Annotated in this window: 6 protein-coding genes; 4 read left to right on the top strand and 2 right to left on the bottom strand. The window is 65.1% G+C overall.

From position 1 onward, the window contains the following. Window positions 1-125: 125 nt before the first annotated feature. On the bottom strand, window positions 126-1,061 hold the full coding sequence (locus tag A2J02_RS26015) for a universal stress protein (RefSeq protein ID WP_068055653.1): 936 nt from the start codon (window positions 1,059-1,061) through the stop codon (window positions 126-128). A gap of 196 nt (window positions 1,062-1,257) precedes the next feature. Here A2J02_RS26015 and A2J02_RS26010 point away from each other — a divergent pair, with 196 nt between their 5' ends. The 4 genes from A2J02_RS26010 to A2J02_RS25995 all read left to right on the top strand — a co-directional run bounded on the left by A2J02_RS26010 (window position 1,258) and on the right by A2J02_RS25995 (window position 5,469). Next, window positions 1,258-1,926 (top strand): response regulator, encoded by a 669-nt coding sequence (locus A2J02_RS26010; protein WP_068055658.1) that lies wholly within the window; start codon window positions 1,258-1,260, stop codon window positions 1,924-1,926. Then, window positions 1,919-3,625 carry a sensor histidine kinase gene (locus A2J02_RS26005; RefSeq protein WP_068055650.1) on the top strand — a complete coding sequence of 569 codons (1,707 nt, stop codon included), beginning with the start codon at window positions 1,919-1,921 and terminating at the stop codon, window positions 3,623-3,625. The genes A2J02_RS26010 and A2J02_RS26005 overlap by 8 nt, the downstream gene beginning before the upstream one ends. A 120-nt stretch (window positions 3,626-3,745) precedes the next feature. Further along, on the top strand, window positions 3,746-4,588 hold the full coding sequence (locus A2J02_RS26000) for a universal stress protein (RefSeq protein WP_068055647.1): 843 nt from the start codon (window positions 3,746-3,748) through the stop codon (window positions 4,586-4,588). After that, complete coding sequence (locus A2J02_RS25995) at window positions 4,585-5,469, top strand: universal stress protein (RefSeq protein ID WP_068055643.1); 885 nt, start codon at window positions 4,585-4,587, stop codon at window positions 5,467-5,469. The genes A2J02_RS26000 and A2J02_RS25995 overlap by 4 nt, the downstream gene beginning before the upstream one ends. A 17-nt stretch (window positions 5,470-5,486) precedes the next feature. On the opposite strand, the gene A2J02_RS25990 is transcribed toward A2J02_RS25995, so the two are convergent. Further along, window positions 5,487-7,464: phosphoketolase (locus A2J02_RS25990; protein WP_068055640.1), on the bottom strand; the 1,978-nt coding region annotated here is incomplete at its 5' end.

Raw genomic sequence — 7,464 nt, 5'->3', positions numbered from 1 at the left:
GTGGTCGGGGTGGATGGGGTGCTGTCGGATTCGCTCATGGCTACAGCCTGCAGTCCCGGGCTTCGCTCGCGTAGGGCATTTGTACCCTCGTTCGTTGGCGAACGACAGTCCGCGCGCGGGCAGGATCACTCGGGATCTGCCAGTGCCACTGCGGTTGCGGTGATCCGCGCGAGGCGGCGGCCGGGCGACGGAACGACGGTGACCGGGCAGTGCGCACGCGCCAGCACCGACCGGCTGGTCGAGCCCAGCATCATCTCTCCGTAGCCGCCGCGCCCGTGACTGCCGATCACCAGAAGTTGTGCGCCCTGTGCATGATCGAGTAGAGCCTGCACCGGCCGGTCCTTGACCACCACGGTGCGCACCGCCACCGTGGGATGACGACGTGTGTGCGGCTCGAGCATCCGGGTCAGTTGATCCGCCGCTGCGGGCCGATTGGCCGGCCATTCCAATCCTCGAATCGGAAGTCCGACCGTCAGATCCGCGTCGGACCAGCTGTGCACTGCCGTGAGCGGAGCCGACCGCACGGAGGCCTCCTCGAATGCCAGCGCCACCGCCGCCGCGCTCGCTCTCGTTCCGTCCACCCCGACGACCACCGGATGCGTCGTGTCCAGGCCGTCGCCCGACCAGCCGCGCACCACCGTGACCGGGCATCGAGCATGGGTGGTGACGGCGAAACCGATCGACCCGAGTGATCGTTGCTCGGCCCCGCCGAGACCGCGGGTGGCGATGACGACCATGCGGGCGGTGGTCGAGAGGTCGAGCAACGTGGCAACGGCGGGGTTCTCGGACGAGACGGTGTCGATGCCGATCGGACCGGCCGTCGCGCTCACGCGGGACGCCAGCGCCCTGGCCTCGTCCAGAATCGTTCTGATTTCCGATCTCGATTGCTCGACAACGGGTTCGGGGAGTATCCCCACCCCCGTCAGCGCCTTCGGAAGTGACATCGCCGAGACGAGAACCAGATCGGAGCTGTGTAGGTGTGCGTCGAGAACTGCCCAGCGCACTGCATCCAACGCTGCAGCTGATCCGTCGACTCCGACGACGGTCGGTAGTGAACCCATCGTGCGACCTCCTCGGTCGTGGTGTCGGAACATCCATCAGACGCCTCGCACAGCCTCGGGCGCGGCAGGACAACAACACCGACACGAAGGACTTTGGTCCATTGATTCGGTGACGAAAGGTCGGGCCGGCCGTACCTGCGACCCGTAGGCTCGGAAGTCGAGGCGCCCAGTGTGGACGCAGGTGAGGGGTGTCGCCGTGGTCACGGTGTTCTTGGTGGACGATCACGAGATCGTGCGGCGTGGTCTGATCGACCTGATCGACTCCGATCCGGACCTCGAGGTCATCGGTGAGGCGGGCAGTTGCGCTCAGGCGCTGGCCCGAATCCCGGCCCTACAGCCGGACGTTGCCGTGCTCGACGTGCGCCTGCCCGACGGCAACGGCATCGAACTGTGCCGCGAACTCCTCGATCGCCTGCCGCTCCTCAAGACCATGATGCTGACCTCGTTCACCGAGGATCAGGCCATGCTCGACGCCATCCTCGCGGGCGCGAGCGGTTACGTCGTCAAGGACATCACCGGCATGGAGCTCACCCGCGCGATCAAGGACGTCGGGTCCGGTCGGTCGCTGCTCGACAACCGTGCAGCAGCGGCGCTCATGGACAAACTGCGAGCCGGAACTGCGACTCCAGGACCTATCGACCACCTCACCAGCCAGGAGCGCACGCTGCTGGATCTGTTGGGAGAAGGCCTCACCAACCGGCAGATCGCAGCCAGGATGTTCCTGGCGGAGAAGACAGTGAAGAACTACGTCTCTCGGCTGCTGGCCAAGCTCGGGATGGAGCGGCGTACCCAGGCTGCGGTGTACGCGTCGAAGCTCGCCGATACCGCTCCGTCGGCCGGACAACCGGGGTCGCGGGATGGATGACCATCGCGCGGAGACCTCGTCCTCGTTGCCGCAGTTGCGACTCGGTGAATTGTTGGCCGAGGTTCAGGACCGGATAGGCCGAATCGCCGATGCCAGAGTCCAGGCCGACGGGCTGCTCGACGCCATGCTCGTCATCACCTCCGGCCTCGATCTGGAAGTGACACTGCGCTCGATCGTGGAATCGGCCGTCGATCTCGTCGATGCTCGGTACGGCGCACTGGGCGTCCGCGGCGACGGTCACGGGTTGAGTGCGTTCATCAATCACGGCATGGACGAGGACACACGAGTGGCCATCGGCCCGCTCCCCACCGGCCGCGGGGTGCTCGGACTGTTGATCGACCAGCCGAAAGTGCTGCGCCTCGAGGATCTCTCGGCGCATCCGGAGTCGGTGGGATTTCCGCCGAACCACCCGCCGATGAAAACTTTTCTCGGCGTTCCGATTCGGGTCCGTGACGAGATATTCGGCAACCTCTATCTCACCGAGAAGAAGGACGGCAAGCAGTTCACCGAGGACGACGAGGTCGTCACGAAGGCGCTGGCGTCCGCGGCCGGCATCGCCATCGAGAACTCGCGACTGTACGAGGACTCACGGGTACGCCAGGCCTGGATGGAAGCAACTCGGGACATCGGCACCGAGCTGCTCGCCGGGACGGACATCGACGAAGTGCTGCAGATGGTGGCGCGGAAAGCATTGCACCTGACCGGTTCCGATGCGGCGTTCATCGCGGTTCCCGAGGACGGTGACCAGCCGTTCGAGGATGTCACCGAACTGGTCGTCACGGTCAGCGAGGGGCTCGGATCCGATCGCATGATCGGAGCAGTCATTCCGATCGAGGGTTCGAGCTCGGGATCGGCATTTCGACGTCGAACACCGTTGCGCAAGGAACGACTCGAGTACGGTGCCAAGGAATTGGGCTCGGCTTTCGGGCCCGCACTGATTTCACCCTTCCGCGTCGCCGAGGGCGTGAGCGGCGTCCTGGTGGTGCTCCGCACAGAGGGGCGGGGGCCGTTCGACGATTCCCAACTCGAGCTGGTCTCGAACTTCGCCAATCAAGCTGCATTGGTGATGCAGATCGCCAATTCCAGCCGCCGGATGCACGAACTCGAGGTGTTGTCGGACCGGGACCGAATAGCCCGCGACCTGCACGATCACGTGATTCAGCGAATCTTCGCCGCCGGATTGGCTTTACAGAGCACTCTGCAGCGCACCGAGTCCGAGGAAATTCGGGTGCGACTGTCCAGGACGATCGACGACCTGCAGGACACGGTGCAGGACATCCGGACGACGATCTTCGACTTGCAGAGCACGTCCCACTCGGCCACGCGATTGCGTCAACGCATCAATGCGGCGGTACTCGAACTCACCGAGAACGTCGATATCCGTGCCGTCGTGCGGATGTTCGGGCCTCTGTCGGTTGTGGACACCAAGCTCGCCGATCATGCCGTTGCCGTCGTTCGTGAGACGGTCAGCAACGTCGTCCATCACGCGCAGGGCGACACTGTGACCGTAACCTTGTCGGTGGGCGACGAGTTGCAGATCGTCGTGTCCGACAACGGGATCGGGATGCCAGAGGACACCACCGCCAGCGGACTGTCCAACCTCGGTGCCCGTGCTGTCGAATGCGGTGGGTCGATGAACATCGGTCCCGGCTCCTCCGGACGCGGCACCGATGTGACCTGGTCGGTACCGCTGCCCTGACGGGTGCAGTCGTTCGTCACCTGTTTCGGTGACCTCCGGCCGCTGCGTCGGGTGGGTGTGCGCTCGTAGCGTTCTCGGTGAAGGTGCAGAACCTATCGTCGCACCGCCGAGAGGAACCCGATGAACAGTGCACACACCGCCGGACCCGTCGTGCTCGGTATCGACGGATCGGAGACCGCGCTCGATGCGGTCCGATTCGCCGTGCAGGAGGCACGTGGGCGGGGGACGTCGCTTCGTTTGATCCACGTGATCGCCGGCCACGACGAGCCCGAAACCGTCTACGGCGCTCCGGATGTCGACGGCGACTATGCCCGCGCGGCATTGAGTCGCGCAGCGCATGTGGCCGCATCGATCGATCCGGCGATTGCCGTGGAATCGGTCGTTGCACACGGGCGGCCCGAATCGGTGATGTCGACCGAAGCGGGATCTGCGTCTCTGCTCGTACTGGGGACCACGACCGGCAGTGCAGTGACCGCCTGGGTACTCGGATCGATGGTCGGAGCCGTGGTCGAAGCATCGCCCAACCCCGTGGCGATCGTCCGGCACTTCGACGCCGAACGCCGCGGACCGGTCGTCGCGGCGCTGGGTGATGCCGGCATTTCACAAGCCGATGTTGTTGTCGCTCAGGCGTTTCACGAGGCATCGATCAGGTCGGCCAGCGTGTTGGCGGTGCACACCCAGGCCGTCTCCTCCATTCTCGCGTCCGCCCTCAGTGGACCCGGTGACGGGCTACACCCCGAATCGGCAATGGACGTTCGGCTCGAACCCTTCGGCGCGGACTACCCAGACGTTCGCGTGGCGTCGGTGTACGCCGAGGCCGACTCGGGATCGGAACTCGTGGCGGTCTCCGAGACGGCCCAGCTGATGGTGGTCGGCCACGAGCGAGACAGAGTGCCGGGACGAACACTGACCGCCGTACTGCGGCATGCCCATTGCCCCGTCCTCGTCGTCCCGCACGCATGAGTACCTCGAGGCAGTCTCCGATCGTCGTCGGTGTCGACGGCTCCGGCTCGTCGCTCGACGCAGTCGGGTGGGCCGCTCATGCGGCCGAGTTGCGTGGGGTACCGGTGAAGCTGGTGTCCGCCTATCAAGTCAAGGTCCTGTACACCAGCTTCGTCGCGCTGCCGTCTCACATCGGCTCCGAGGAGCACAAAGCCGCCGAGTCGGTCCTGGCCTGGGCTTCGCTGGTTGCGCGACGGTCGGTGAAGGACCCCGACGGTCTCGAGATCATGAGCGAATCGATTGTGGGCCCGACGATTCAGGCCATGCTGGAGCAGTCCTCCAGTGCCTCGATGATGGTGGTGGGCTCGCGCGGCAACGGCGATTATTTCGCTGAACTGCTCGGCTCGGTGAGCACCGCGGTGGCCGTTCAAGCGCACTGCCCGGTGGTCATCGTGCCGAAAAGTGTGGAGCTGCATTCGTCGGGAGGCCCTGTTGTCCTCGGCGTCGACGGGTCGCCGCACAACCAGAACGCCGTTCGGTTGGCATTCGACGAAGCCTCGCTCCGAGGAACGGAATTGGTTGCAGTGCATGTGTCCACGGACGAACCGATCTCCTCGCCCGACGCGTCCGCGACCGACAGATCCGATGCGATCGTGTCGAACGGCCGAACCGTGTTGGCGGAGAGCCTGTCCGGCTGGAGCGAACAGTATCCGGACGTCGTGGTCCAGCAGAAAGTGCTGCGCGGCAACGTGGTCGAGAAGATCCTCGAGGTGTCACCGCGCGCCCAGGCCGTGGTCGTCGGTTCGAGCGGACGCAACGGTTTCAGCGACAGACTTCTCGGATCCACGGTTCGTTCACTGGCCCACCGCGTCGACTGCCCGTTGATCATCGCCCGCGGGTAGCTCGACGGGTCCGGCAGTCACGACCACCGCCACTGCCGGATCTCGGGGAGGTCCTCGAAATGCTCTCGGATGTAGGCGTCGTGTCGTGCCAGTTGGTCCTGGCAGTGTTGCCGTAGTGCCTCGGCACCGGTCGGCGTGGTTGTTGTCCGGTCGAGTGCCGCGAGGGCGAGATGGTAGCGACTGATCTTGTTGAGCACCACCATGTCGAACGGTGTTGTCGTGGTGCCCTGCTCGATGAATCCGCGCACGTGGAACCGCTGGGCGTCCGGTCGGCCGTGCACCAGTTGGTGCACCACACGGGGATAACCGTGGAACGCGAAGACCACATCGACCGAGGTGGTGAACAGGTCCGCGAACTGCTCGTCGGAGAATCCGTGGGGATGATCGCCGACGGGGAGCAGCGCCATCAGATCGATGACGTTGACCACCCGAACCCTGAGCTCGGGAGTCCACGTCCGCAACAACTCTGCGGCAGCGAGGGTTTCCTCGGTCGGGACGTCGCCTGCACACGCCAGAACGATCTCGGGATCTTCCTCGGCGTCGACCGATTCGGTGCCGGCCCAGTCCCAGCGGGACGCACCTGCCGCTGCATGCGCCCGCGCCTCGGGAAGCGTCAGATACTGCGGGTGACTCTGCTTGTCCACCACCAGAACGTTGACGTGACCTCGACTGCGGAAGCAATGATCGGCAACTGCGAGCAGCGTATTGGAATCCGGTGGCAGCCACACGCGCACCACATCCGATGCCAGAGGAATGACCGCGTCGATCAGTCCTGGGCCCTGATGGCTGAATCCGTTGTGGTCGTTGCGCCAACACGTGCTGGTGAGCAGCACGTTGAGCGAGGCGACGGGTGCTCGCCACGCGAGTGTGGCCGCGTGCTGAAGCCACTTGGTGTGCTGGATCAGCATCGACACGCTCACCATGGCGAAGGCCTCGTAGCTGGCGAACAGGCCGTGTCGACCCGACAGCAGGTACGCCTCCAGCCAGCCCTCGCACAGATGCTCGCTGAGCACCTCCATCACGCGACCGTCGGGACCGAGATCGGCGTCGAACTCGGTGGGCGGCAACTGCCAGCATCGATCGGTCACCTCGAACACCGCCTGCAGCCGGTTGCTGGCAGTCTCGTCGGGACAGAACAGGCGAAAGTTGCCGCCGCCGTGGGGTTGTGCGTTGTCGAGGTAGATATCACGCATCATCTCCCCGAGCACGGTGGTCGTCTCGTGCGACGTGCGCCCCGGGGACTCCACGGTGAGCGCATAGTTCTCCAGATCGCGAATGACCAAGGGCTGCAGAAGTAGTCCTCCGTTCGCATACGGCGTGGCACCGAGACGTTCGGTGCCCGACGGAGCGAGCTCGCGAATCGAGTCGACGGGAGCGCCGTCGTCGTCGAACAGCGATCGGGGGTCGTAGGAGAGCAGCCACTTCTCGAGCTGCGCCAGATGCGACGGGTTCTCGCGGACTCCCGACAGCGGTACCTGGTGCGCCCAGTGCGTGCCCTCGATGAGCTTGCCGTCCACCTCGTGCGGGCCGGTCCAGCCCTTGGGGGTGCGTAGAACGATGGCGGGCCATTCGATGTCGTGCTGTGGTTCTCCGTTGCGGGCGGCGTGCTGGATTGTCTCGATCGCGTCGTGAGCTCGCGTGAGGGCTGCGTGGAGCGCCGGGAACACCTCTCGTGGGTCGTCGCCTTCGACGAACAGGGGTGCCCACCCCTGGCCGCTCAGATAGTCGGCTACCGATTGATCGGTGCTGCGTCCGAGAACCGTCGGTCCGGAAATCTTTCCGTCGTTCAGATGCAGGATGGGCAAGACGGCGCCGTCGCGAATCGGATTCAGAAAGGCCGGGATCTTCCACGAACCGGACAGGGGACCGGTTTCGGCCTCACCGTCCCCGACGACACAGGCAACGATCAGATCAGGATTGTCGAACGCGGCACCGGCGGCGTGGACGAGGGCGTAACCCAGCTCGCCGCCCTCGTGAATGCTGCCCGGAGTCTGG

Origin of the sequence: Rhodococcus sp. EPR-147 (assembly GCF_001647185.1) — a bacterium.
Classification (GTDB): domain Bacteria; phylum Actinomycetota; class Actinomycetes; order Mycobacteriales; family Mycobacteriaceae; genus Rhodococcoides.
This window is presented reverse-complemented; position numbering and strand designations above follow the sequence as displayed.

Bases quoted from the DNA above. Each gene is read 5' to 3' on its own strand.
- A2J02_RS25995 (WP_068055643.1), top strand. From the start codon at position 4,585: ATGAGTACCTCGAGGCAGTCTCCGATCGTCGTCGGTGTCGACGGCTCC.
- A2J02_RS26015 (WP_068055653.1), bottom strand. From the start codon at position 1,061: ATGGGTTCACTACCGACCGTCGTCGGAGTCGACGGATCAGCTGCAGCG.
- A2J02_RS26005 (WP_068055650.1), top strand. From the start codon at position 1,919: ATGGATGACCATCGCGCGGAGACCTCGTCCTCGTTGCCGCAGTTGCGA.
- A2J02_RS26000 (WP_068055647.1), top strand. From the start codon at position 3,746: ATGAACAGTGCACACACCGCCGGACCCGTCGTGCTCGGTATCGACGGA.